At 72.0% G+C, this 23,088-nt stretch carries 22 protein-coding genes and 1 riboswitch; of the genes, 13 read left to right on the forward strand and 9 right to left on the reverse strand.

What is annotated here, in order from left to right; translation table 11 throughout:
* Positions 1 to 165 precede the first annotated feature (165 nt).
* Positions 166 to 1,065: a LysM peptidoglycan-binding domain-containing protein gene (locus tag CP967_RS06740; RefSeq protein ID WP_150487071.1), complete on the reverse strand. Its 900-nt coding sequence runs from the start codon at positions 1,063 to 1,065 to the stop codon at positions 166 to 168.
* A gap of 2 nt (positions 1,066 to 1,067) precedes the next feature.
* Positions 1,068 to 1,256, reverse strand: a riboswitch (cyclic di-AMP (ydaO/yuaA leader).
* 367 nt (positions 1,257 to 1,623) lie between these two features.
* On the opposite strand from CP967_RS06740, the gene CP967_RS06745 reads away from it, so the two are divergent.
* The 4 genes from CP967_RS06745 (at position 1,624) to CP967_RS06760 (ending at position 5,508) form a co-directional block, all read left to right on the forward strand.
* Positions 1,624 to 1,854 carry a hypothetical protein gene (locus CP967_RS06745; protein ID WP_150487072.1) on the forward strand — a complete coding sequence of 77 codons (231 nt, stop codon included), beginning with the start codon at positions 1,624 to 1,626 and terminating at the stop codon, positions 1,852 to 1,854.
* Between the two features lie 159 nt (positions 1,855 to 2,013).
* A complete protein-coding gene (locus CP967_RS06750) occupies positions 2,014 to 2,409 on the forward strand; it encodes a TOBE domain-containing protein (protein WP_150487073.1) in 396 nt (131 codons plus the stop codon).
* Between the two features lie 226 nt (positions 2,410 to 2,635).
* On the forward strand, positions 2,636 to 3,454 hold the full coding sequence (gene modA / locus CP967_RS06755; protein WP_150487074.1) for a molybdate ABC transporter substrate-binding protein: 819 nt from the start codon (positions 2,636 to 2,638) through the stop codon (positions 3,452 to 3,454).
* A 116-nt stretch (positions 3,455 to 3,570) separates the two neighbouring features.
* Positions 3,571 to 5,508: an ABC transporter permease gene (locus tag CP967_RS06760; protein ID WP_150487075.1), complete on the forward strand. Its 1,938-nt coding sequence runs from the start codon at positions 3,571 to 3,573 to the stop codon at positions 5,506 to 5,508.
* A 172-nt stretch (positions 5,509 to 5,680) separates the two neighbouring features.
* Here CP967_RS06760 and CP967_RS06765 read toward each other — a convergent pair whose 3' ends face one another.
* From CP967_RS06765 to CP967_RS06775, 3 genes are all read right to left on the reverse strand, one after another.
* Positions 5,681 to 6,133, reverse strand: a complete 453-nt coding sequence (locus tag CP967_RS06765; RefSeq protein WP_150487076.1) for a flavodoxin family protein — start codon at positions 6,131 to 6,133, stop codon at positions 5,681 to 5,683.
* Between the two features lie 114 nt (positions 6,134 to 6,247).
* Positions 6,248 to 7,513, reverse strand: coding sequence for a carboxylesterase family protein (locus CP967_RS06770; protein WP_150487077.1), 1,266 nt, complete (start codon positions 7,511 to 7,513; stop codon positions 6,248 to 6,250).
* The gene (locus tag CP967_RS06775; protein ID WP_268253021.1) at positions 7,510 to 8,787 is read right to left on the reverse strand and encodes an MFS transporter; all 1,278 of its coding nucleotides are present in this window, start codon (positions 8,785 to 8,787) and stop codon (positions 7,510 to 7,512) included. The genes CP967_RS06770 and CP967_RS06775 overlap by 4 nt, the downstream gene beginning before the upstream one ends.
* 275 nt (positions 8,788 to 9,062) lie before the next feature.
* Between CP967_RS06775 and CP967_RS06780 the strand changes: the two genes are divergently transcribed.
* The 5 genes from CP967_RS06780 to CP967_RS06800 all read left to right on the forward strand — a co-directional run bounded on the left by CP967_RS06780 (position 9,063) and on the right by CP967_RS06800 (position 13,448).
* Entirely contained in the window at positions 9,063 to 10,538 is a 1,476-nt protein-coding gene (locus CP967_RS06780; protein WP_150487079.1) for a 2-hydroxymuconic semialdehyde dehydrogenase, read from the forward strand.
* Between the two features lie 79 nt (positions 10,539 to 10,617).
* Positions 10,618 to 11,382 (forward strand): 2-keto-4-pentenoate hydratase, encoded by a 765-nt coding sequence (locus CP967_RS06785; protein ID WP_150487080.1) that lies wholly within the window; start codon positions 10,618 to 10,620, stop codon positions 11,380 to 11,382.
* Positions 11,382 to 11,900, forward strand: coding sequence for a RidA family protein (locus CP967_RS06790; RefSeq protein WP_150487081.1), 519 nt, complete (start codon positions 11,382 to 11,384; stop codon positions 11,898 to 11,900). Before CP967_RS06785 ends, CP967_RS06790 begins: the two co-directional genes overlap by 1 nt.
* Positions 11,897 to 12,418: a 3-hydroxyanthranilate 3,4-dioxygenase gene (locus CP967_RS06795; RefSeq protein ID WP_150487082.1), complete on the forward strand. Its 522-nt coding sequence runs from the start codon at positions 11,897 to 11,899 to the stop codon at positions 12,416 to 12,418. Before CP967_RS06790 ends, CP967_RS06795 begins: the two co-directional genes overlap by 4 nt.
* 7 nt (positions 12,419 to 12,425) lie before the next feature.
* On the forward strand, positions 12,426 to 13,448 hold the full coding sequence (locus CP967_RS06800; protein WP_150487083.1) for an amidohydrolase family protein: 1,023 nt from the start codon (positions 12,426 to 12,428) through the stop codon (positions 13,446 to 13,448).
* Positions 13,449 to 13,476: 28 nt separating this feature from the next.
* On the opposite strand, the gene CP967_RS06805 is transcribed toward CP967_RS06800, so the two are convergent.
* The 3 genes from CP967_RS06805 to CP967_RS06815 form a co-directional block, all read right to left on the reverse strand.
* On the reverse strand, positions 13,477 to 14,244 hold the full coding sequence (locus CP967_RS06805; protein WP_150487084.1) for a flavin reductase family protein: 768 nt from the start codon (positions 14,242 to 14,244) through the stop codon (positions 13,477 to 13,479).
* Positions 14,245 to 14,422: 178 nt separating this feature from the next.
* Positions 14,423 to 15,355, reverse strand: coding sequence for a LysR substrate-binding domain-containing protein (locus CP967_RS06810; protein ID WP_150487085.1), 933 nt, complete (start codon positions 15,353 to 15,355; stop codon positions 14,423 to 14,425).
* Positions 15,352 to 15,858 (reverse strand): ATP-binding protein, encoded by a 507-nt coding sequence (locus CP967_RS06815; RefSeq protein ID WP_150487086.1) that lies wholly within the window; start codon positions 15,856 to 15,858, stop codon positions 15,352 to 15,354. Before CP967_RS06815 ends, CP967_RS06810 begins: the two co-directional genes overlap by 4 nt.
* A gap of 154 nt (positions 15,859 to 16,012) precedes the next feature.
* On the opposite strand from CP967_RS06815, the gene CP967_RS06820 reads away from it, so the two are divergent.
* The 3 genes from CP967_RS06820 to CP967_RS06830 all read left to right on the forward strand — a co-directional run bounded on the left by CP967_RS06820 (position 16,013) and on the right by CP967_RS06830 (position 18,364).
* Positions 16,013 to 16,864 carry a helix-turn-helix domain-containing protein gene (locus CP967_RS06820; protein WP_229888340.1) on the forward strand — a complete coding sequence of 284 codons (852 nt, stop codon included), beginning with the start codon at positions 16,013 to 16,015 and terminating at the stop codon, positions 16,862 to 16,864.
* Entirely contained in the window at positions 16,861 to 17,052 is a 192-nt protein-coding gene (locus tag CP967_RS06825) for a DUF397 domain-containing protein (protein WP_150487088.1), read from the forward strand. The genes CP967_RS06820 and CP967_RS06825 overlap by 4 nt, the downstream gene beginning before the upstream one ends.
* Before the next feature lie 178 nt (positions 17,053 to 17,230).
* Positions 17,231 to 18,364 carry an alpha/beta hydrolase gene (locus CP967_RS06830; protein WP_150487089.1) on the forward strand — a complete coding sequence of 378 codons (1,134 nt, stop codon included), beginning with the start codon at positions 17,231 to 17,233 and terminating at the stop codon, positions 18,362 to 18,364.
* 469 nt (positions 18,365 to 18,833) lie between these two features.
* On the opposite strand, the gene ctaD is transcribed toward CP967_RS06830, so the two are convergent.
* On the reverse strand, positions 18,834 to 20,678 hold the full coding sequence (ctaD, locus tag CP967_RS06840) for an aa3-type cytochrome oxidase subunit I (RefSeq protein WP_150487090.1): 1,845 nt from the start codon (positions 20,676 to 20,678) through the stop codon (positions 18,834 to 18,836).
* A gap of 456 nt (positions 20,679 to 21,134) precedes the next feature.
* Between ctaD and CP967_RS06845 the strand changes: the two genes are divergently transcribed.
* Entirely contained in the window at positions 21,135 to 22,475 is a 1,341-nt protein-coding gene (locus tag CP967_RS06845; protein WP_150487091.1) for a globin domain-containing protein, read from the forward strand.
* 61 nt (positions 22,476 to 22,536) lie between these two features.
* Here the strand turns inward: CP967_RS06845 and CP967_RS06850 are convergent, their stop codons facing one another.
* Positions 22,537 to 23,046 carry a hypothetical protein gene (locus tag CP967_RS06850; protein ID WP_150487092.1) on the reverse strand — a complete coding sequence of 170 codons (510 nt, stop codon included), beginning with the start codon at positions 23,044 to 23,046 and terminating at the stop codon, positions 22,537 to 22,539.
* Positions 23,047 to 23,088: the final 42 nt, after the last annotated feature.

A 23,088-nucleotide genomic window follows, 5' to 3' on the forward strand; every position in this document is an offset into this window, starting at 1 on the left:
TACGCCGGACCATCCAGCCGGCGAGGGTACGCGGCACCCGCGGAGGGACGCCGCCCCACCCCGCCTCTTCGCCGTGCACCCACAGAACGACGGGTGGTGCGGGCCCTGGGGACCCGCACCACCCGTCGTTCACGCCGGGCTGCCCAGCGGTGCCGGCGTCGTGGCTCAGTAGGCGCCGAAGACGTTGTCGATCGAGCCGTAACGGTCGGCGGCGTAGTTGCACGCGGCCGTGATGTTGGCGACCGGGTCGTAGCTGTCCATCGACGTGCCGGGCACGTGGTAGGCCTGGAAGGTCGGGTCGATGACCTGGAGGAGGCCCTTGGACGGGATGCCCGCGGCGGCGTTGGAGTCCCAGTTGTTGATGGCCATCGGGTTGCCGGAGGACTCACGCATGACGTTGCGGTGGATGCCCTCGTAGGTACCGGGGATGCCGTGCTGGGCCATGATGGCCAGCGACTCGTTGATCCAGCCGTCCAGGTCGTCGGTGTACGCGACCGGCTCGACGGCGGGCTCGGTCTCCGCGACGGTCTCCACGGCCACGGCGGGCTCGGTCTCCGCGACGGTCTCCACGGCCACGGCGGCCGGGGCGCCCTGGGCTCCCTGGGCGGCGAGTGCGGTGCCCGTGCGCACCGAGCGGTCGGCACGGTCCTCGGACTCCGAGGAATCCGAAGCGGTCCGGTCTGCGGTCTTCTCCGCCTCGGTACCGATGGTCAGCTTCAGGCCGACGCGAATCAGGTCGGGGTTGTCGCCGACGGCCTCACGGTTTTCCTTGTACAGCTCCTGCCAGCCACCGCCCACGGAATGGGCACGCGCGATTCCGGCAAGGGAATCACCCAAGATCACGGAATAGGTGACGGAGCCGGAGTCCTTTGCGGCAATCGCCTTGCCGGACGCGGCAGTCGAGGTGGCGGCCTTTTCGACCGCGGCCGTCTGCGCCGGAGCGGCGAAGGCGCCCGTGGCGCCGATCACGGGAAGGGCGAGGGCGGCTCCGCCCGTGCTCACGGCGATGATGCCGCGGGTGAGCGAACTGGACTTGGAACGGCGGCGGTTGGCCATTGCGGGCATGCTGGTTTCCTCTCCGTCGCCTGCGAAGTGAGCTGTCGGGTTCGAGCTGGAGTTGCCCGGCCGCAGACGGACTGCGACTTCACCCCAAGCCGCTCCGGTCACCGGATCGGCACTTACCTGGGTCCCCCGCTCCTGCCGTACGAGATGTGGTCGGGTTCCCGGACGGCGGCAGGATTCGGCGTTCCATCCGGAGTGAGGGTGACCGTAGGCGAGAAATAGCGAAAGGAACAAGCCGCGCATTCGTGATCACAATTCACCCGCAAGATCCATTCACGGGAATTCGTGTAACCGACCCCACACGGCCGCGCCGGATTCCCCGATATCACGGGGCCCTCGACGCGTCGCCACCACCCCCTCGCGCGGTGGAGGTGACGCTGGTCACCAAGTCCGATAAGGGCGATTTGCACCCCGCGCCACTCTCAACGAACCCCGCCCACCCCTGTCGGCATATCGCCTTGAATGACAGAGCTAAATACCCTTAAGCCAACAAATCGGGCATAAGGCTCACCGGTCGGCTTGTCGCGCGTGGCGTGGCGGGCCCGGTGGAACCGGTTCGACATGACGGAGAACGTTCACTTCAGCTACCCGCGGATCACCGTCCTGCCCGTTCAGCCCGGGGATCCGCCCTTCCGCGTCATGGAGATCGACGGGGAGGTCGTCGCGATGGTGACGGCGATGACGGATGTGGTGGAGGTCGCGGCTGCGGCCGGGATCAGGGTGCACGACCTCGACGACCCGGACGTGATCCGCTGGGTGGGGGGCGGCAAGCTCACCTGGCAGAAGCGCTGAAGCCGGCAGAGGGTCCACACCCCGGCACGCAAAGCCGGCACGGCCCGCCCCACCCCACCCCGCCTCGCCCCGGACGCATCGAGCTGCTATATGGCATCTGCGAGGTTATCGAGGAGAAGGCGTTGTAGATGCGCGATAAACAGCCCTATGGTGTGGCACATGCAGTCCTACACCATCGGACAGGCGGCGCGTCTTCTCGGCGTCAGCCCCGACACCGCCCGCCGCTGGGCCGACGCGGGGCGGGTCGCGACGCACCGTGACGAGAGCGGCCGCCGCCTCATCGAGGGGCGTGCCCTGGCGGCCTTCTCGGTGGAGCTGGCACAGGCGGGCGCCGATGAGGAGGAGGTCTCCTACACCTCCGCGCGGAACGCCTTCCCCGGCATCGTCACCGCGGTCAAGCTGGGTGATGTCGCCGCCCAGGTGGAGATCCAGGCCGGCCCCCACCGTCTCGTCTCGCTCCTCACCCGCGAGGCGGTGGAGGAACTCGGCCTGGAGGTCGGCATGCAGGCCACGGCCCGGGTGAAGTCGACCAGCGTGCACATCGACCGGACCTGACCCGGTCCCCGGCCCGCCCCCGTGCTCACCGTCGTCAGAACCGGCGCGCGGGCCGTCGCAGCGGTTCGCCGCCCCGTGCCACGCCGCCCGCCCCGTGCCACGCCGCCCGCCCCGTGCCACGCCGGTGTCCGCCGCCCCTCACCCGTCGGCCCGCTCGCGCATCGGTCCCACTCTCACGTCGGTACCTCTCGCCCGCCGGTCCCGTAACCCCGAGGAGCCACGCCCCATGTCCCGCCTCCCCTCCCCCGCGCCCGCCTCCTCCTCCGTCCGTGTCCTCGGGCGCCGCCGCGCCGTGGTGGCCGCACTGGCGGCGGCCCTGCTCGCACCGCTGGTGGCCGCGTGCGGCCCGGGGGACGGGCAGCAGGGTTCCGCCTCGTCCCGGACCGAGCTGACGGTGCTGGCCGCCTCCTCCCTCACCGATGTGTTCGAGACGGCCGGCAAGGCGTACGAGAAGGAACATCCGGGCACGCGGCTCAGGTTCTCGTTCGCCGGTTCGCAGGAGCTGGCCGCCCAGGTCGGCCAGGGTGCGCCCGCCGACGCGCTCGTCACCGCCGACACCACGACCATGGACGGTCTGAAGGACGAGACCGGGCCCTCCACGGTCGTCGCGAGGAACCGCCTGGTGATCGTCACGGGCGAGGGGAACCCGCGGAAGGTCCGGACCCTGGAGGATCTCGCCGATCCCGCGCTGAAGGTGGTCCTCGCCGCCCCGGAGGTGCCTGTCGGCCGCTACGGGCGGCAGATCCTGGACGCCGGGGGTGTCGAGGTGAAGGCCGTCTCCCAGGAGCCCAACGTCCGCGCGGTGCTGAGCAAGGTCGGGCTCGGCGAGGCCGACGCCGGGCTCGTCTACCGTACGGACACCGCCACGGCGGCCGGCAAGGTCGACGCGGTGGAGATCCCGGATGACCGGAACGCCGTGGCCTCCTATCCGGCCGCCGTGCTGAAGGCGTCGAAGCACGGCGAGGAGGCGGCGGACTTCGTCTCCTGGCTGTCCACGTCCGAGGCGCAGAAGATCTTCCGCGAGGCGGGATTCCAGCAGCCCTGACAGGCGCCCCGCCCGAAAGCCGGCCGGGCCCGGCCGGGAACCGCCATGAACCACCGGGCCCCGCCAGGAACCGCAAGGCACAGCCAGGCACAGCCAGGTACAGCCAGGAAGAAGCGATGCCACAGCTCCGAAGCCGCACGCCGGGCAGCCGCCGCAGCCCTCTCGCCCTGGCGGTCCCCGCGGTGCTCGCCGTCGCCTTCCTCGCGCTGCCGCTGGCAGGTGTCCTCGCCCGCACGTCGTGGGGCGAACTCGGCGCGCATCTGACCAGCCCCGGCACCACACAGGCGCTGCGGCTGTCCCTGCTGGTCTCCGCCTGGTCGCTGGGCCTCTCGCTCCTGCTGGGCGTACCACTGGCCTGGCTGCTGGCCCGCGTCGACTTCCCGGGCAAGGCTCTGGTCCGGTCGCTGGTGCTGCTGCCGATGGTCCTGCCGCCGACCGTCGGCGGGGTCGCCCTGCTGCTGGCGTTCGGGCGGCGCGGGCTGCTCGGGCCGTGGCTGGAGGACTCGTTCGGGGTCACGCTGCCCTTCCACACCTCCGGGGCCGTCCTGGCCGCCACGTTCGTGGCGATGCCCTTCCTGGTCATCAGCCTCGAAGGGGCGCTGGGCGGGCTCCATCCCCGGTACGAGGAGACGGCGGCGTCCCTGGGGGCCTCCCCGCTGCGGGTCTTCCTCACCGTCACGCTGCCGATGGTGGCGCCCGGCCTGGCCGCCGGGGCGGCGCTGACCTGGGCGCGGGCGCTGGGCGAGTTCGGGGCGACGATCACCTTCGCCGGCAACCTCCCGGGCACCACGCAGACCCTGCCGCTCCAGGTGTACCTGCTCCTCCAGGACTCCCCCGAGGCCGCCACCTCGGTGTCGCTGCTGCTCCTCGCCATCGCCATGGCCGTGCTGGTGGCGCTGCGCGGGCGCTGGACGGGCACCCCGCGCGGTTCCTCGGCCGTCCGCCGGCCGCCGGAGGACCCGGCCTCCGTACGGAGCTCTCCGACGCCCGTGCGGTCCGTCGTGCCCCCGGAGCGGGAGGAGTGGCCCCTGCGGGCCGAGGTGACGGGTTTCGACCGGCTCACGCTCCGGGCGGAGCCCGGTACCACCATCGCCGTCGTCGGGCCCAACGGGGCCGGCAAGACGACCCTGCTGCGCGCTCTCCTCGGCCTCACCCCGCGCGCCCGTGCCGCGGTGCGTCTGGGCGGTACCGACGTGGGCGGCCTGCCGGTCCACCGGCGCGGGATCGCCTGGGTGCCGCAGGACGGTGCCCTGTTCCCCCATCTCTCGGCGCTCGCCAACACCGCGTACGGGCTGCGCGCCCGCGGTGTGCCCCGTGCCGAGGCCCGCGGCAGTGCCCGGGACTGGCTGGAGCGTCTCGGTGTCGGCCATCTCGCCGGCCGCAGGCCCGCCGAGCTGTCCGGCGGCCAGGCCCAGCGTGTCGCGCTGGCACGTGCCCTGGCCTCGCGCCCCCGTCTGCTGCTCCTGGACGAGCCGCTGGCCGCCCTCGACCAGACGACGCGGGCGCGGGTGCGCCATATGCTCCGTACCCATCTCGACGGTTTCGGCGGGGTCTGCCTGATCGTCACGCACGATCCGGTCGAGGCCCTTTCGCTCGCCGACCGCGTGCTGGTGCTCGACGAGGGCCGTACCGTGCAGGACGCCCCTCCGGCCGAGGTGACCCGGCACCCCCGCTCCCCCTGGGTCGCCCGGATGCTCGGCCGCAACGCCTGGGCGGGCACCGCGACCGCCGACGGGCTCGAACTCCCGGGCGGGGGGCGGCTCGTCGTGGCGGAGCCACTGCCTCCGGGCACGGCGGCGCTGGCCGTCATCGGGCCCGAGGCCGTGTCCGTGCACCGGCGGCGGCCGGACGGCAGCCCCCGCAACGTCTGGTCCGGCACCGTCGGCGAGATCACCACCAGCGGCAGCCGCCTCCGCGTCCTGATCACCTCCGAGCGGACCCCCGACCTCGTCGCGGAGATCACTCCGCAGGCCGCCGCCGAACTCGGACTGGCGGAAGGCGTGCCGGTATGGACCGGGGTCAAGGCCACCGAGGCGGCCCTGGTGCCGTTGTGACCGGGACGGGACACGGCCGCTCACGGGGCCCCGGCGGTCCTGCCACGGGACCCGGACGGCCGGCCACGGGACCCGGACGGCCGGCCACGGGACCCGGACGGCCGGCCGCGGGTCCCGGGCGGCCCGGCCGCGGAATCCGCGGCGGTCCGTTCGCGGAACCCTGGCGGCCCGGTCAGTCCATCAGTCCGGCCGCGACCGTCGCGCCCAGTTCCCAGCACGCCTGGACGTCGGCCTTGGCCGGTTCGCCCGTGACCTTCACGGCCTCCGCGGCCCGGCGCCAGCCGAGGCCGGTCGTGACGGACTCCAGGGCGCGCACCGCGCCGGTGACGTCGTTGCCGCCGTGCACCCAGTACCCGAAGGGCCGTCCCCGGGTCGCGTCCAGGCAGGGGTAGTAGACCTGGTCGAAGAAGTGCTTGAGCGCCCCGGACATGTAGCCGAGGTTCGCGGGCGTGCCCAGCAGGTAGCCGTCGGCCTCCAGGACGTCCGAGGCCGTCGCCGCGAGCGCGGCCCGGCGTACGGTCCGGACGCCTTCGATCCCGTCCGTGGTGGCGCCGGACACCACCGCTTCCAGGAGCGTCTGGCAGTTGGGCGAGGGGGTGTGGTGGACGATCAGCAAGGTGGGCACGGAAGCGAACCCTGCCGCCCCGGCGCCCGCACCGCAAGCCGGACACGGCGGACCCCTGCCCGTACCGGCCGTGCGGCCGCACCGCGCGGGGCCGCCGGTGCTCGCCGCCGGTGCTCAGGGGCGGCCCGGCGCGCCCACCTCGTGGCATTCCAGCGGGGCCGGGGCCGGTCCGGGGGTCCCGGTGCGGGCGAAGGCGGTCCAGACGGCGCGGACCGCCCGGCCCAGCGTGTCCACCTCGTCCCAGGAGGCGCTGCCCAGCATGGGCGACCGCCGCCAGGCGTCGCGGGTGCCGAGCAGCAGCGGGAGCTCGACGCAGTGGGTCGCGCCGTAGGGCGAGCCGGCGGGGCGCCAGTCCAGGCGGTAGGCGTGGACCCTGGCACCCGCCCGTACGAGCCGTTTCCCGAGGGCGGTGAGCGGTTCGGCGAACACCGTGCGGGTCAGCTCCTTCGACCGGTCCGGCCCCCCGTGTCCGCCGGGGAAGGCCGTCATCTCGTCGGCGTTCCAGCCGTACATGATGTCGAGGCCCTGGACGTGCGCGTCCTCCTCCCCCGGGGGGTACGCGCCGTCGACCGGTCCGAACGGTGGTTCCAGCACGCTGCCGGAGCGTTCCCGGTTCACCGCGGCGGTGTCCCGCTGTGCGGCGAGGAGGTCGGCGGGGGCGGCCGTACGGGGGTCCGCCCGGCCCGACGGGCCGGCGTGCGCGGCGAGGCGGTCGGCGAAGACCCGGCCGAGGGCGGCGGCCTCGGCGCGGGGCCGGGACGCGATCTCCAGGGGCGCGCTCTGCAGGACGAGCCGCCGGAACAGGCCCGCGGCCTCCGGCATCCGGGACAGGGTCAGGGCCGAGAGGGCTCCGGCGGACTGCCCGAAGACGGTGACGAGGCCGGGGTCGCCGCCGTACGAGGCGATGTTGTCCCGTACCCAGCGGAGGGCTTCGAGCTGGTCGTACAGCCCCGGGTTGTCCTCGCCGACGCCGTCGAGGCAGAGGTAGCCGAGGGCGCCGAGGCGGTAGTTGACGGAGACGACCACCACGTCGCCCTCGGTGGCGAGTGCCGTGCCGTCGTACCAGTCCATCAGGCCGGCGCCACTGCTGAATCCGCCGCCGTGGAGCCAGACCAGCACGGGCCGCCGCCCGTCGTCGCGGGCCGGGGTGGTGACGGACAGGTGGAGGCAGTCCTCGCCCTGGGGGCGGTGGTCGAGGGGCGGGCCCATCACCGCGTCCAGCCGGGAGGGCGGCTGCGGGCAGATGTGGCCGGCGGGCGGGCGGGCGCCGCCGCCGGCCACCGGCCTCGGCCGGGCGAAGCGTTCGGCGACGGCGTAGCGGAGGGGGCCGCTGCGGAAGGGACCGCCGTGCAGGGGTGCGGCGGGGGTGCCGGGGGTCATGTGCGGTCTCCCGCGAGTGAGGGGGCCGGTACGGGTTCCGGTACGGGCGCCCGCTCGGGGACCAGGCGGAACAGGGCGACGGCACCGGCCAGGCTGACGGTACAGATCCCGGCGAGGTACCAGGTCACCCCCGTCGACGAGCCGCCCGCGTCGAGCAGGGCGGTGGAGATCATGGGGGCGAGGCCGCCGCCGAGGATGGCGCCGCTCTGCAGGATCACCGAGGTGCCGGAGTAGCTGACGTTGACGGGGAAGGTGTCGACGATGATGCTGCCCTGCACGCTGTGGGTGACGGGGATGATCAGGCCCATCCCGAGGAGGGCGACGACCGCGAGCACGGAATCGCCGGTGTCGAGCATCGGGAAGAAGGCGACGCACCAGGCGAGGACGGCGACGGAGCCCCAGACGAACATCGTCCGTCGTCCGTACCGGTCGGCGATGGTCGTCCACACCGGGATGGTGAGGAACCAGAGGGCCGCCGCGACGGTGACGCACACGATGAGGAACTGCTTGTCGTAGCCGAGGTGCTGGGTGCCGTAGGAGAGGGTGAAGACCATGAAGACGTAGGCGACGGCCGAGTTCGCGACCACGGCCAGCAGGGTCAGGGACAGCCGGGGGAAACCGACGCGCAGGGATTCCCGCAGCGGGAACTTCACGACGTCCTCGGTGGCCAGCACCTTGCTGAAGGAGGGGGACTCGGTGACGCGGAGCCGGATGACCAGGCCGACGGCGACCAGGACGAAGCTCAGCAGGAAGGGGATGCGCCAGCCCCAGGAGGTGAACGCGCCGTCGCCCATGAGGGCGTTGGTGGCCAGGAAGACGACGTTGGCCATGACGAGGCCGCCGGGTGTCCCCATCTGCGGGAAGCCCGCGTACAGGTTCTTCTTCCCCGGGGGCGCGTGTTCCATCGACATCAGGGTGGCTCCGGCACCTTCACCGCCGAGCCCGATGCCCTGGACGACGCGCAGGGCGACCAGGAGGACGGGCGCCCAGAAGCCGATGGTGTCGTAGGTGGGGATGGCCCCGATGAGGGTGGACCCGATGCCCATGAGGAGGAGCGAGACGACCAGGGTCGCCTTGCGGCCGATGCGGTCGCCGTAGTGCCCGAAGACCAGGCCGCCGAGGGGGCGGGCTATGAACCCGACGGCGAAGGTGCTGAACGCGGCGAGGGTGCCCGCGGTGGGGCTGAGCGAGGGGAAGAACTGCTCGTTGAAGATGAGGGCCGCGGCGGTGCCGTAGAGGAAGAAGTCGTACCACTCCAGGGTGGTGCCGGCCAGGGTGGCGAGTGCGGTTCTGCCCGCGGCCCGGGCGCCGCCCGGGCTCGCTGTGTGAGGTGCGTTGTTCACGGGGTGACCTGTCCCTCGGATCGGGCTTCGTGGGTGATTACGGTGGATCCTCACGCCGTGAGACATGACACACAAATGCCGAATCGGTCCTTCGCCATACCGAGAAGCACATAGCGGAGTGGTTCATCGGGCCATACCGGGATGCGCATACCTCACCACTGGATACGCATTTGTCGCGCATGGGCCGACGGAGCAGAGTGAGCCCCATGACGGCAGCAACTGGGCGGTGGATCCGCAACTTCGTGGACGGACGGTTCGTCGAACCCGACGAGGACCGCAGCTTCGACAACATCGACCCGGCCACCGGACAGGTGACGGCCCGGGTGCACGAGGCCGACAGGGCGCTGGTGGACCGCGCCGTGACGGCGGCCCGCAGGGCCCTGCACGACGGCTGGGCCACCGCGCCCGTGCGGGAACGGACGGCACTGCTGCGGCGCGCGGCGGACCTCATCGAGGAGCGCTTCGAGGAGTTCGTCGCCGCGGAGGTCGCCGACACCGGCAAGCCGGTCACGCAGGCGCGCGAACTGGACGTCCCGAGGGCCGTGGCGAACTTCCGCACCTTCGCCGACGTGGTCGCGGCCGCGGGCCAGGAGTCCTTCGTCACCGACCTCGCCGACGGCCGGCGGGCGCTGAACTACGCGGTGCGCAAGCCGCTCGGTGTCGTCGCGGTCATCGTCCCCTGGAACCTGCCGCTCCTGCTGCTGACCTGGAAGGTCGCCCCCGCCCTGGCCTGCGGGAACGCCCTGGTGGTCAAGCCGAGCGAGGAGACCCCCGCCACCGCCGCCCTGCTCGCCGAGGTACTCGCCGACGCCGGACTGCCCGCCGGTGTGTACAACGTCCTGCACGGCTTCGGCGGGGACTCGGCCGGCGCGTACGTGACCGAGCACCCGGGGATCGACGGTGTCACCTTCACCGGTTCCTCGGCGACCGGTTCGCATGTGATGAGGACGGTGGCCCCCCGGGTCCGCCCGGTCTCCTTCGAACTCGGCGGGAAGAACGCGGCGATCGTCTTCGACGACGTGGACCTCGACGAGGCGCTCGGCGGCCTGGCCCGGTCGGTCTTCACCAACACCGGTCAGGTGTGCCTGTGCACCGAGCGGGTCTACGTACAGCGTTCCGTGTTCGCCGACATCGCGGACGGGCTGGCCGAACGCGCCCGGGGCCTGCGGCTGGGACGGCCGACGGACGAGGGCACCACCACCGGGCCGCTGATCTCGCGCAAGCACCGGGAGAAGGTGCTGGGCTACTTCGACCTGGCCGAGCGGGCCGGGGCGAAGGTGCTGACGGGCGGCGGTGTCCCGCTGCTCGGGGACACGCTCGACGGCGGGTCGTGGATCGAACCGACCCTGTGGACCGGGCTGACCCAGGCGGACCGCCCGGTGCGGGAGGAGATCTTCGGCCCGGTCGCCGCGCTGATCCCCTTCGACACCGAGGAGGAGGCCGTCGCCCTCGCCAACGACACCGAGTACGGCCTGGCCGCTTCGGTGTGGACCGACGACCTGCGGCGCGGCCACCGGGTGGCACAGGCCATGAACGTCGGCATGTCCTGGGTGAACACCTGGTTCCTGCGCGATCTGCGCTCGCCGTTCGGAGGCGCCGGCCTCTCCGGCATCGGCCGTGAGGGCGGAGAGTCCTCGCTGCACTTCTACACCGAACCGACGAACGTGTGCGTGCAGTTGTGAGACGCACCCCCGCGGCGCACGCGCACCGGCGCGGCGGGACCGTGAACGGACAGGACCACCCGAGGAGAGGGAGCGGCACGTGATCTCGGCCGAACTGACCGCCGAACTGGCACAGACACTCGACACCGCGCAGAGCGCGCGGAAGGACGTACCGAGCCTCGCCGACACGCACGAGCTCGGCATCGACGACGCGTACGCCGTCCAGGAGGCTCTGCTGCGGCTCCGGCTGGACCGCGGCGAGAGCGTCGTGGGAGTCAAGCTGGGCTTCACCAGCAAGGCCAAGATGGCGCAGATGGGCGTGTCCGACGTGATCGTGGGACGGCTCACCGACGCCATGCGGATCGAGGACGGCGGCGAGGTGGACCTCGCACGCTTCATCCACCCGAAGGTGGAACCCGAGGTCGCCTACCGGATCAGCCGCGACGTGGACCTCGACGACCCGTCGGCGGACATCGTGTCCTCGGTGGACGCGGTGGCTCCGGCTCTGGAGATCATCGACTCGCGGTACCGCGACTTCCGCTTCACTTACACCGATGTCGTCGCCGACAACACCTCGGCCGCCGGGTACGCGATCGGCCCCTGGCTGCCGCTGCGCGACGCCGCCGGTCTGGACGTACGGCTGTACACCGGCGGGCGGGAGGTGACCGGTTCCACCGCGGCGATCCTGGGGGACCCGGTGCAGGCCCTGCACGCGCTGCTGGACATGTGCCGACGGCGCCGCATCCCGCTGAGGGCCGGCCATGTGGTCCTCGCGGGCGCGGCCACCGCCGCCGAGCCGCTGGGGCCCGGCCCCACCGGGTGCGAGGTCGCCGGGCTCGGCTCCGTCACGGTCAGGGGGCTGTGATGGGCGGCTCCCGTGTGACCGGCTCCCGTGTGATCGAGGGGAAGGCCACTCCGCGCGGGCGGTTCCCGCACGTCAAGGTCGTCGGTGACCTGGTCTTCGTCTCCGGGACGAGTTCACGGCGCCCGGACAACACCTTCGCCGGCGTCGAGGCGGACGCGCTCGGCACCACCCGGCTGGACATCGCGGCCCAGACCCGGGCCGTGATCGAGAACATCCGGGACATCCTCGCCGAGGTCGGCGCGGGGCTGGAGGACGTCGCCCAGATCACCACCTACCTGGTCTCCATGAACGACTTCGGCGGATACAACGAGGTCTACGGCGAGTTCTTCGACGAGAGCGGCCCGACCCGGACGACGGTCGCGGTGCACCAGCTCCCCCATCCCCACCTGCTCATCGAGATACAGGCCATCGCCCACCTGCCGCACACCGGTCCGCCGCCCGCCGGTCCGCCGCACACCGGCACCGGCGCCCCCGCCCCCCTCTCCCCCAGTACATCCGTCACGGAGGTGTCCTCATGACCGCTCTTCCCCCCGTCATCGACTTCCAGGGCTGGATCACCGAGCACGAGCACCTGCTCAAGCCGCCGGTGAACAACCGCACCATGGCCCTGGGGCAGGACTTCATCGTCCAGATCGTCGGCGGCCCCAACCAGCGGACGGACTTCCACGTCGACCCGTACGAGGAGTGGTTCTACCAGTTCAAGGGCGACATGCACGTGGACGTGATGACCGGGGAGGGCCCCAGGACCGTCCACATCCGGGAGGGCGAGACCTGGCTGCTGCCCGGTGGCCTCCCGCACTCCCCGCAGCGGCCGGACGCCGGCTCGATCGGCCTGGTCATCGAGCGGGTCCGCGAGGAGGGCACCCTGGAGAAGTTCCAGTGGTACTGCCAGGACTGCTCCGCGAAGATCCACGAGATCGAACTCCAGGTCCGCGACATCGTCGAGGACCTGCCCCCGGTCTTCGCCGAGTTCTACGCGAGCGAGCAGGCACGCACCTGCCGCGACTGCGGTGCCCTGCACCCCGGGAAGGGCTGAGCCGGGGATGGACCGCACGATCGACATCCACACGCACTACGTGCCGTACGGATGGCCGGACCTGACGGCCGAGGCGGGGCCGGAGGCGCCGTGGCTGCGGATCGAGTCCGAGTCGGACGCCATGATCATGATGGGCTCGAAGGAGTTCCGCCGGATCCAGGCCGACGCGTGGGACGCCGGGACGCGGCTGCGGGACATGGACGCGGACGGGGTGCACCGCCAGGTGGTCTCCCCCACCCCCGCGTTCTTCACCTACGGGCGCGACGGAGCGCAGGCCGCGAAGGTCGCGCGCATCTTCAACGATCTGGCGCTGGAGATCACCGCCCCGGCGGACGGCCGGCTGATCCCGTTCTGCCAGGTGCCGTTGCAGGATCCGGACGCCGCCTGCCGCGAGCTGGAACGCAGTATCGCGAACGGGCACCGGGGCGTGGAGATCGGCAACCACGTCGGTGACCAGGACCTGGACAGCGAAGGCGTCGTCACCTTCCTCCAGCACTGTGCGTCGCTGGACGTCCCGGTCTTCGTGCACCCCTGGGACATGGCGAGTTCGCCCCGGCTGGACCGCTGGATGGCGCAGTGGCTCACGGCGATGCCCGCGGAGACCCATCTGTCGATCCTCGCCCTGATCCTGGGCGGGGTCTTCGACCGGATCGACGAGCGGCTGAAGATCTGCTTCGCGCACGGCGGCGGTTCCTTCGCCTTCTGGCTGGGCCGGATGGAGAACGCCTGGCACGGCCGCAACGACGTCATCGGCACCTCGGCGTTCCCTCCCTCGCACTACCTGGGCCGGTTCTACGTGGACTCGGTCGTCTTCGACGACCGCGCCCTGCGCCTCCTGGTGGACACCGTGGGCGCGGACCGGGTGATGGTGGGCAGCGACTACCCCTACCCGCTGGGCGAACGCCCGGTCGGTGAGGTGGTGCGCAGGAGCGCCTTCCTCGACGAGGACAGCCGGCGGCTGATCACGTACCGCAACGCCGAGCGTTTCCTGGGGCTGACGGACGGCGCGGCGCCGGCGGCGGGCCGCTGACCGCTGACCGCTGGCCGCTACGGGCCCGTCACGCCGGTGCCGGGCCCGTCCTGCCGGTTCCGGGCCCGTCCTGCGGATTCCGGGCCGGGGCAGGTGTCCGTGAGCGGAAACTGCGCCCCAGCTCGGGTCCCAGCCCGAAGTAGTGACGGAAGTTGTAGAGCAGGGGGCTCCAGGCCCCGGGGTCGACGTGGTCGGTGCCGGGGACGACGATCCCCGGGTCGGCGTGGACCCTCAGCACCCGGGCCTCCACGATGAGGAAGTCCCCGCCGTCGTCCGGCCGGATCCGGACCGTACGCGCTTCCAGCTGGAGCGGGCACTCCGCGACCCTGGGCGGCCGGACCGTCCCGGAGTCCACCGGGGTCAGCCCAGCGGCCCGGAACTTGTCCGCCTCGAAGCGGAACATCTCCCGCTTGGCCTCGGGGACCCGCTCGCACCCCGTGAGCGGTGCCAGGCGCTCGACGGCCTGCCAGAGCCCGGGGCCGGGCAGGTTGATCACCAGGCCGGGCCGCGTCCGGAGGTTGTGCCCGGTGTGCCCCTCGGCGCCCAGCCCGAGCACCACCGTGTGTCCGAGGGCCCAGGCGGACGACACCGGGGCGAGGTTGAAGGTGCCGTCCTCGTTCTCGGTGGACAGCAGGGCGACCGGGGTCCCGAAGTACAGGACGCTCGGCTCGATGACCGTGTGGGCCGGCGGGGCCTCCCGGTGCGTCCTTGCGGCCCCGGTGGGAGACGTCGTACGAAGGGCCGGTGTCCCGGTGGTGGCGATGGTCGTGCCGGTGGCGGGTGTCTGGATCTGCATGCCCCTGAGGCTAGGAACGGATCACTTCGGCACCCGCCGAACCGTCCGCGTCCGGGGCTCCCGGGCTCCCGGCCCGGACTCTCCGCCCGGACTCCCCCGCCCTGGCGGCCTGCCCCGAGGCCCCGCCGAGGGGGACCGCCGAGAGGCCCCGCCAAGGGCCCCGCTCATGAAGACCCGCTCACGGGTTCTGCGAGGCCATTCCCGCCGCGGTGGCCTCCAGGCTCTCGATCAGCGCCTCCGCAGACGGGCCCAGCGCCCGGCCGGCCCACAGGGTCAGCCCCACGCTGTGGCCGATCGGGTCCAGCGGCACCCCGAGCCGGACGATCCGGGCGTCGTCCCGGGTGATCAGACCGGGAAGCGCGGCGATGACGTCGGTCTCCAACAGGAGTTGACGCACCGTCAGGAACGAGGTCGTCTCCACCCGGTTCATCGGCAGCTGCATGGCGTGCCGGGCGAAGAACTCCTCGATCTCACGGCGCAGCGCGGTCTCCGCGCCCGGCAGGATCCAGGGGTAGTCCGCCAGGTCCGCCAGCTCCACGCCGTCCCGGCCGGCGAGCGTGTGCCCGGCACGGACGACCAGTTCCACCGACTCGTCGTACAGCTTGCGGCGTACGGTCCGCTCGGCCGCGGGGGCGGTGAGCCGCCCCACGACGAAGTCGACGCGTCCCGCTTCCAGTTCGAGCAGAAGCGCCTCGGGGGACGCCTCCTTGACGACCACCGTCAGGCAGGGCCGCTCTCTCTTTATCTCCGCGATGGCCCGGGGCAGCAGGACGTTGGACCCCGCCAGGTGCGTACCGACGATCACGGTGCCGCGGTCCGCGTCGGCCAGCTCCACCACGTGCCGCCCGGCCTGCGCCAGCTGCGCGAGCACGGCGCGGGCGTGCCCGGTGAACGCCTCCCCGAAGACGGTCGGGGTGACGCCCCGGGGGCCGCGCTCGTAGAGCGGGACCCCGAGGATGTCCTCCAGTTCCTGGAGGCTGCGGGTGGCGGCCGGCTGGGTCACGTGCAGCTCCGCGGCGGCGCTGACGACGCTGCCCTGCCGGGAGAGCGCGTCGACGAGGGCGAGGTGGCGGAACTTGAGCCGCCCGTCGAGGAGACGCGGGATCTTCACCCGCCGACTCTATCCGGCACCCGCGCCCCCGCCCCGGAAGGGTGACCGCCCGCGTCCGGGCCGCCTTCCCCTCCCGTCGTACCGCACTCGGCCCAGACGGTCTTCCCCGGGCCGACACGGCGGCTGACGCCCCAGGCAAAGGACAGCGCGGCGACCACGAGGAGCCCTCGCCCGCCCTCCTCCACGCCACCGGCGGCACGGCGGGCAGGGACACCGGGGTGGGTGTCGGACACCTCGACCCGGATGACACCCCGCGCCGCTTCGTACGCCAGGACCAGGGCGAAGTCACGTCCCGGCACACGTCCGTGGGTCACGGCGTTGGCGGCGAGTTCGCCCACGACCTGGACGACCGCGTCATGCGCGCCCGTGCCCCGGGGGAGCCCCCAGTCGGCGAGCTGGAGGGCGGAGAGCAGGCGCGCGAGCCGTGCGCCCCGGCGCGTGGAGGAGAAGCGCTGCGAGAAGACGGACGGGTGGGGAGCACGCGGGGTGTGAGGGGAGTTCATGGCCCCCAGCCTGCGAAACGGAAGCGGCCGGCAGCAGGTCCGCCACCGGTACAGATCATCTTGTACCGGCTCACCCGCTGGACTGGGTCGGTCACTTTGCGTAACTCTGTTCACGGGCACGCGTGGAGGCCCGGCACGGGGAAAGGCGGCAACGGTGGCGACGGACAACCACGGGGGCGGGACGAACGGCGGTGAGCCGGAACTGTCCGACAGCCTCCGGACCTTCGGGGCGGTGCTCAAGGCGCTGCGTGACGAAGCGCACCTGACGCAGGAGCAGTTCGCCCCGCTGGTGCGGTACTCGGCCGCGTACATCGCCAAGATCGAACAGGGCAAGCGGTTCCCGCCGGCGAAGCTCCTGGACCGCGCGGAGGAAGTCCTGGGGCCCACGGCCTCGCGGGTACTGGGCGCGGCGGCGCAGAGCCTGACGCGGAAGGTGGGTCTGGCGTCGTGGTTCCTGCAGTGGGCGGCCGTCGAGGAGGAAGCGGTTTCGCTGTACTCCTACGAATGCAGTGTGATCCCGGGTCTGCTGCAGCCCGAACCCTACATTCGCGCGCTCTTCGAGCGTCGGCTTCCTCCTCTGACGGAGGAGCAGTTCGAGCATCAGGTCACCGGCCGACTGGCGAGGCAGCAACTCCTGGTGGAGCGCCCGAGAACCACCTTCGGTTTCGTCATCGAGCAGGCGCTGCTGTCCCGGCAGCTCGGCGGGGGCGAGGTCACCGCGCTCCTCATCGACCACCTGCTCACGGTGGGAAAGCTGAGGAACGTCGAGATCCAGGTCATGCCCTTGGTCCAGGAGGATCACTCAGGCTTCGAAGGCCCGCTTTCGCTCGCGGAGACGGGCGAGAACCGGTGGGTGGGGTATGTAGAAGCACATGACACAAGCATGCTGGTGACCGAGCCGAAAGCCACAAGCGCGATGCTTCAGCGCTATGGGAAGATGCGCTCGCAGGCTCTGAGCCATCAATCCACCAGGAGTCTGCTGGAGCAGATGCGAGGAGCCCTATGAGCACTACCGAGCTTGCCTGGTTCAAGAGCAGCTACAGCGGCGGTGGCGGTGGCAACTGCGTCGAGGTGGCGGTGCGCGCGGGCACGGTTCTCGTCCGGGACTCCAAGGAACCCCGGCGGGACGCCCTCACTGTCTCCCCCCGGGCCTGGGCAGCGTTCACCGGGCTCGCCGCGGGCCGGAGCATCTGACCGGCGGCAGCCGGGACCGTTTCGCCGGGGCTCTCCCTCGTACCACCCCGTGATGCCGCGCCCGAACGCCGTCGACGGTCCCGTCGAGCCCGCCTTGCCGGTTCACCTGCCAGAAGTATTCAGCCGTGGTACCACGGCTGAATACTTCTGACCGAGAGTCGAACGGGCGTGGTTCTGCATGGCTGTGGGTTATCTGGTGACCGTGGTGCTGGCCGTGGTGATCGTGGTGTTCTGCCTGGTTCCCGTCCGGGGGCCGAAGCCGCTCTTCTACTTCAGCTACCGGCTCGGTCTGGTCTTCAACGAGATGCCGTTCCTCGTCCTCTACGCCCTGGCGGCGTCGACGGCGCTGGCCTTCTTCGAGGGGGACATAGCCACGGCCGCCGACCGGGTGGCCGTCGGCGCTGCCGGGGTCGCGGCCGCCGGGCTCGTGGTCGTCGCCCTGCGCGGGATACGGACGCCGTCCGTGGTCGGGAACGCGCTGGACGAGGCGCTCGGTGCCGGTACGTGGACGGGCCGCCGGCTGCCTCTGGCGCGCATCCTGCTCAGGCCCTTCCTCCGCCGCCGCGGTGACGTCAGACGGGTACGCGATCTCAGCTACGGGGACGCAGGCCGCCGCAACCTCCTCGACGTCTACCACCACCGCTCGCGCCCCGAGGGCGGCTCCGTGCTGATCCACTTCCACGGCGGCCACTACGACCAGGGCCGGAAGGACACCCAGTCGCTCCCCCTGCTCTACCGGCTCGCGAGCCAGGGCTGGGTCTGCGTCAGCGCCAACTACCGCCTGCGGCCCGACTTCCCCCACCCCGCCCACCTGATCGACGCGAAGAAGGTCATCGCCTGGGCACGCGCGCACGCCCATGAGTACGGTGCGGATCCGGCGGCGGGCGTGTTCGTGTCGGGGAGTTCCGCGGGCGGGCACATGGCGGCACTCGCCGCTCTCACCCCTGACGACCCTTCCTACCAGCCCGGATTCGAGGAGGCGGACACCTCGGTGACCGCCGCCATCGTGCTGAACGGTTTCCTCGCGGAGTACTTCGACGGAGATCCGGCGACCTCGCCGGTGAACCTCGTCCGGGCGGACGCCCCGCCGTTCCTCATCGCCCACGGCGACCTGGACGAACTGGTGGAGACCGACAACCCCAAAGCCCTCGTCACCGCCCTGCGCTCCGTCTCCGCCTCGCCGGTCGTGTACGTGGAACTCCCGGGCGGACACCACGCCTTCGACCTCTACCACTCCTTCCGTTTCGAGGCGCTCATCAACGGCATCGAGGATTTCGCCGCTTGGGTGAAGGCGGGGAGGAAGGCTGGCTGATCTCCCCTCCCCTGCCCGCACCGGCGGGGCGACGCCCCGAAGGACGTGGAGCCGGGGCCGTGGCAGGGAAGAGCGCCGACCAGCGCGCCTCCGCCTCCCGCTGTTCCCGCCCCCGGCACCGTACGCCCCGTACCGCCAGGACCAGTGCCGCCACGGAGCCCGCCGCCGCCACCAGGGCGATCGCGGGCAGCGGCACCGGGGCGAGCAGCAGGGGCACCAGGAGGGCGGCCGTCCCCCAGCCGGTCAGGACGGCCGCGGCCGTCGTCCTCTGCGCGTGCGTGCGGTCCGGCCCCGCCCGTACGTCGAGGCACGCGGGGACGTACCAGACGTACCCCGAGAGGCAGATGACGGCGACGCCGAGCGCCGGGAGACCGTGGGACATCGGGCTGTGCTCCTTACGGGCGGGAGAGGCGGGGCGGCCGGGGCTGCCGAGACGGCCGGAGCTGCCGGGGTTGCCGGGGTTGCCGGATCAGTGCGTCGAGGCGTGTTCCAGGGCGGTGATCTCCGGGTGGTTCAGGTCGAACGCCGGGGACTCGCTGCGGATCCGGGGAAGGGCGAGGAAGTTGTGCCGGGGCGGCGGGCAGGAGGTGGCCCACTCCAGGGAGCGGCCGTAACCCCAGGGGTCGTCCACCTCGACCTTCTTGCCGTACATGGAGGTCTTCCAGATGTTGTAGAAGAACGGCAGGAAGGAGAGGCCCAGCAGGAACGAGCCGATGGTGGAAAGGGTGTTGAGGAAGGTGAATCCGTCGGCGGCGAGATAGTCCGCGTACCGGCGGGGCATCCCCTCGGCACCGAGCCAGTGCTGCACGAGGAAGGTGAGGTGGAATCCCGCCGTCAGCACCCAGAAGGTCATCTTCCCGAGGCGCTCGTCGAGCATCTTCCCGGTGAACTTGGGCCACCAGAAGTGGAATCCGGCGAACATCGCGTAGACCACGGTGCCGAACAGCGTGTAGTGGAAGTGGGCGACCACGAAATAGGAGTCGGAGACGTGGAAGTCGAGCGGTGGGGACGCCAGGATGACACCGGTCAGGCCGCCGAAGAGGAAGGTGACGAGGAATCCCGTCGCCCAGAGCATCGGTGTCTCGAAGGAGAGCGAGCCCTTCCACATCGTGCCGATCCAGTTGAAGAACTTCACTCCGGTCGGTACGGCGATGAGGAAGGTCATGAAGGAGAAGAACGGCAGCAGCACGCCGCCTGTGGTGTACATGTGGTGCGCCCACACGGTGACGGACAGTCCGGCGATGGACATGGTCGCCGCGACGAGGCCGATGTAGCCGAACATCGGCTTGCGGGAGAAGACGGGCACGATCTCGGAGACGATCCCGAAGAACGGCAGGGCCAGGACGTACACCTCGGGGTGGCCGAAGAACCAGAAGAGGTGCTGCCAGAGCAGGGCTCCGCCGTTGGCGGGGTCGAAGATGTGCGAGCCGAACTTGCGGTCCATCTCCAGGGCCAGCAGCGCCGCCGCGAAGACCGGGAAGACCAGCAGGATGAGCAGGGCGGTCAGCAGCACGTTCCAGGTGAAGATCGGCATGCGGAACATGGTCATTCCGGGAGCGCGCATGCAGATGATCGTGGTGATGAAGTTGACCGCTCCGAGGATCGAACCGAAACCGGAGAGGGCCACGCCCATGATCCACATGTCGGCGCCGACACCGGGTGAGTGGACGGCGTCGGAGAGCGGCGCGTAGGCGAACCATCCGAAGTCGGCGGCGCCCTGCGGGGTGAGGAACCCGCCGGCGGCGATCAGGGAGCCGAAGAGGAAGAGCCAGAAGGCCAGCATGTTCAGCCGGGGGAACGCCACGTCGGGCGCGCCTATCTGCAACGGCATCAGCCAGTTGGCGAATCCGGTGAACAGCGGCATGGCGAAAAGGAGCAGCATGATCGAACCGTGCATGGTGAATGCCTGGTTGAACTGCTCGTTGGAGATGATCTGGGTTCCGGGGCGGGCCAGTTCGGCGCGCATGAGCAGTGCCAGCACACCGCCGATGATGAAGAAGACGAACGCGCTGACGAGGTAGAGCGTGCCGATCTGCTTGTGGTCGGTGGTGGTGAGCCATCCGATGACGGCCCGCCCGCGCGACGCGCCCCGCGGTGCGGGCCGGGCGGCGGCGCCGGGCCGTACCGCGACGGACGTCTCGCCGTGGCCCGCGGGCCCGCCGCCCTCGGGGGTCCCGGGGTGTCCCGTGCCACCGGTGGTCCTGGTGTCCGGTGCCGGCGGTGGACCGGCTGTCCCGGGCTTCGCACCAGCGGCCCTGGGGCCTTGTGCGGGGCCGGCCTTGCCGCCGTAGCCCTGCGATTCCTTTGCGTCCACCGGACCGATTCCTCCAGCTCTTGCGTTTCTTCGTGCGCCCCGGCCCCTCCCCGCTCCCTCCCCGGTCAGGGACGGAACCGGGGAGGCCGGGGAGGGACCGGAGGGTCCGGCGGAACGAGACGGGGAGCCGCCGGACCACCCCAGCCGGACCATGGTTGGTCACGGGGGGCACCGGGCTCCAGGGACCGAGGGGTACCGCCGGCAGGGCCGGTCGGCCCTGCGGCCGGGGCCTTCGGGGAGCCGGTCGGCCCTGCCGGGGTCCAAAGGCCCCCCTCACGGGTGCCACGCGCCCCCCGGCACATCGCGAAGGGGCGCACCAGGGGCCGAACGTCCCTGTGACCAGGGCCGTTCAGCGAAATGACCCTGATGTCATACTGGCGCCGCCCTGACGGCCCGTAGGTCACGGACGTCCTCGTACAAGGGATCCCCCACCGTTCTCCAAGGAGCCACCGCCCCATGAACACGTCGAGCGAGGACTACCACGCGCTGCTCGCGCGCCATGACGCCATGCGCCTGCGGCGGCGCATCCTCGCTCCGGAGGGGAGCGGCACCGCGCCCCGGCGGCAGGCTCCGGTGGAGCAGGCGTACGACGGGCGGGCGGACCAGCAGCTCATCAGCGCCTGCCTGCCGTTCGTCTCGCCGGTGGAGGACCTCGTCGAGGACCTGTACCGGTACCTGTTCGAGCGGCACCCCTACCTCCGGTCGCTGTTCCCCGAGTCGATGGCGTTCCAGCAGGCGCACCTGGTGGCGGTCTTCCACCACCTGATCGGCAATCTGCACCGTCCGGACGAGCTGACGGAACGGTTCGTCCAGCTGGGCCGCGATCACCGCAAGCTGGGTGTGCGCCCCGCGCACTTCGCCGCGTTCGAGGCGGCGTTGCTGGACGCCCTGCGCCTGCGCGCGGGCGTGCGCTGGAGCGCGCCGCTGGAAGAGGCGTGGCTGCGGATGCTGCGGCTGGCGGTGACCGCGATGGTCAGGGGCGAGGAGGAGGCCATAGCCGAGCCCTCCAGCTGGGAGGCGCTGGTGACGTCCCATGAGATGCGCGCCCCGGACCTCGCCGTGCTGCGGGTGCGGCCCCAGCAGGACTACGCCTTCCGGGCCGGTCAGTACGCGGCTGTGGAGTCGCCCCTGCTGGAACAGGCCTGGCGTCCGTACTACCTGGCGCGTGCGCCGCATCAGGACGGTGAGCTGGAATTCCATGTACGCGCCCGGGGTGCGGGCTCGGTGAGCGACGCGCTGGTGCACGGGACGCGCCCGGGGCACACCGTCCGGCTCGCCGCGCCGCGCGGGGCGCTGTGCCTGCCGTCCGCGCCCTCCGACGACCTGCTGGTGATCGCCTCCGGCACGGGCTGGGCGCCGGCCAAGGCACTGCTCCAGCAGATCACCGCCGAACCCGCGCGGGCGCACCGGGTCCGGCTCCTCCTGCTGGACGCGGTGGCCGGGGGCGCGGGCCGGACCGCCCCGGAGCCGTACGACACGGAGTACCTGGAGGCGTTCCGGCGCGGCAAGCCGTGGCTGACGGTGATCCCCGCCGCACAGGACACGCGGACGGCAGGCGTCGAGCTGCGCGCCCTGAACGGTGTGCTGCCGCCCAGGCCGGGGGCGGCGGCCCGGCAGCACGTCTGTCTGGTCCTGTCCCCGGAGGCGGAGGACGGGGCGGGTGCACAAACCCGGGCGTTCGCCGAACGGCTCACCGCCGCCGGCGTCCCCTCCGCGCACATCCACCACGACACGTCCCTGACCGCCTGGACGGAACCCGCCGCCACCCGTACCGGCCCGGGCCTGCTCTCCGCCTGACGGCACGGCCGGGCACCGTCCGACGGCCGCGGTGCCCGGCCGTGGTCCGCCGGGCACCGCATCATGCGCGGAGGGCGGCCCCGCCCCGCGAGGCGGGCCGCAGCCGTGCGGCGCCCTCGGGCCACACCACCTCGACCCCGATCCCCCGGGAGCGGGCGAAGGCGACGAGATGCGCGGTGGCGTCGCGGCCGTCGGACGGCGACCCGTCCCACACCGCGAACACGGTCCGGCACTCCTTCACCAGCCGCTCGTCGGCCGACACGCAGGCGTCTCGGTCGGCGGGGTCGAAGGCCAGCAGCCGTACGTGCTCGGCGAGCACCAGCAGCTCACCCGCGGCCGGCCGGTCGTGCTGCGGGAGGACCGCGGGCACCACGCCCTGGGCGGGGAGCAGCACGGTCAGCTTCCGCCCCGCCTCCCGGGCGGCCCGCCCGAACGCGAGCGGCACCCCCGCCCCGGCCCGTACCAGCGCCGCGGTTCCCTGCGCCAGGCGCTCCAGCCGTACGCGTAGTTCGGCCTCCACCAGCTCCAGCGTGCTGCTGCTGAGGTCCTTGTGTCCGACGACCGCGATCACCGCGTTCTTCCTTCCGCCTGCCCGCACCGCCCCCTCGGGCGC

Origin of the sequence: Streptomyces nitrosporeus, from assembly GCF_008704555.1 — a bacterium.
Taxonomy (GTDB): domain Bacteria; phylum Actinomycetota; class Actinomycetes; order Streptomycetales; family Streptomycetaceae; genus Streptomyces; species Streptomyces nitrosporeus.

Bases quoted from the DNA above. Each gene is read 5' to 3' on its own strand.
- CP967_RS06740 (WP_150487071.1), bottom strand. From the start codon at position 1,065: ATGCCCGCAATGGCCAACCGCCGCCGTTCCAAGTCCAGTTCGCTCACC.
- CP967_RS06745 (WP_150487072.1), top strand. From the start codon at position 1,624: ATGACGGAGAACGTTCACTTCAGCTACCCGCGGATCACCGTCCTGCCC.
- CP967_RS06750 (WP_150487073.1), top strand. From the start codon at position 2,014: ATGCAGTCCTACACCATCGGACAGGCGGCGCGTCTTCTCGGCGTCAGC.
- modA (WP_150487074.1), top strand. From the start codon at position 2,636: ATGTCCCGCCTCCCCTCCCCCGCGCCCGCCTCCTCCTCCGTCCGTGTC.
- CP967_RS06760 (WP_150487075.1), top strand. From the start codon at position 3,571: ATGCCACAGCTCCGAAGCCGCACGCCGGGCAGCCGCCGCAGCCCTCTC.
- CP967_RS06770 (WP_150487077.1), bottom strand. From the start codon at position 7,513: ATGACCCCCGGCACCCCCGCCGCACCCCTGCACGGCGGTCCCTTCCGC.
- CP967_RS06780 (WP_150487079.1), top strand. From the start codon at position 9,063: ATGACGGCAGCAACTGGGCGGTGGATCCGCAACTTCGTGGACGGACGG.
- CP967_RS06790 (WP_150487081.1), top strand. From the start codon at position 11,382: ATGGGCGGCTCCCGTGTGACCGGCTCCCGTGTGATCGAGGGGAAGGCC.
- CP967_RS06795 (WP_150487082.1), top strand. From the start codon at position 11,897: ATGACCGCTCTTCCCCCCGTCATCGACTTCCAGGGCTGGATCACCGAG.
- CP967_RS06800 (WP_150487083.1), top strand. From the start codon at position 12,426: ATGGACCGCACGATCGACATCCACACGCACTACGTGCCGTACGGATGG.
- CP967_RS06805 (WP_150487084.1), bottom strand. From the start codon at position 14,244: ATGCAGATCCAGACACCCGCCACCGGCACGACCATCGCCACCACCGGG.
- CP967_RS06815 (WP_150487086.1), bottom strand. From the start codon at position 15,858: ATGAACTCCCCTCACACCCCGCGTGCTCCCCACCCGTCCGTCTTCTCG.
- CP967_RS06825 (WP_150487088.1), top strand. From the start codon at position 16,861: ATGAGCACTACCGAGCTTGCCTGGTTCAAGAGCAGCTACAGCGGCGGT.
- CP967_RS06830 (WP_150487089.1), top strand. From the start codon at position 17,231: ATGGCTGTGGGTTATCTGGTGACCGTGGTGCTGGCCGTGGTGATCGTG.
- CP967_RS06845 (WP_150487091.1), top strand. From the start codon at position 21,135: ATGAACACGTCGAGCGAGGACTACCACGCGCTGCTCGCGCGCCATGAC.